The following is a 598-nucleotide window of genomic DNA, read 5'->3' as shown; positions in this document are numbered from 1 at the left end:
AAGCGCATCCTGCTGTCCAACAGCTACTACCCGGCGCTCGCGCAGCCCAATGTGGACGTCGTCGCCGCCGGCCTCAAGGAGGTGCGCGGCAACACCCTCGTCGCCTCCGACGGCACGGAGACCGAGGTCGACGCGATCGTCTTCGGCACCGGCTTCCACGTCACCGACATGCCGATCGGGCACCGCGTCAAGGGCGCCGACGGCACGACGCTGATGGAGCACTGGCGGGACGGCATGAAGGGGCTGCGGGGCTGCACGGCCGACGGCTTCCCCAACTTCATGACGATCATCGGCCCCAACACGGGCCTCGGGAACAGCTCGATGATCCTCATGATCGAGGCCCAGCTCAACTACATGGTCGACTACGTCAGGAAGCTCGACACCCTGGGCGGCAAGGTCGCGCTCGACCCGCGCCCCGAGGCGGTCGACGCCTGGAACGACCACATGCAGGACCGCATGAAGCGCACCGTGTGGAACACCGGCTGCGACAGCTGGTACCTCGACGCGAACGGCCGCAACACCACCGTCTGGCCCGGCACCACAGCGGAGTTCCGCAAGGTGACGCAGGAGGTCAGGCTGGAGGAGTACAACGTCGTAC

At 67.1% G+C, this 598-nt stretch carries 1 protein-coding gene; it reads left to right on the top strand.

Going from position 1 to position 598, the window contains the following annotated elements; translation table 11 throughout:
* The coding region (locus tag J0695_RS41665) for an NAD(P)/FAD-dependent oxidoreductase (RefSeq protein ID WP_505383648.1) at window positions 1-598 on the top strand (598 nt) is incomplete at both ends.

The sequence above is a fragment of the Streptomyces beijiangensis genome, assembly GCF_017315755.1.
In the GTDB taxonomy this organism is placed as follows: Bacteria; Actinomycetota; Actinomycetes; order Streptomycetales; family Streptomycetaceae; genus Streptomyces; species Streptomyces beijiangensis.
Note: the sequence above shows the minus strand (reverse complement) of the source record. Positions and strands in the feature narration are given on the sequence as shown.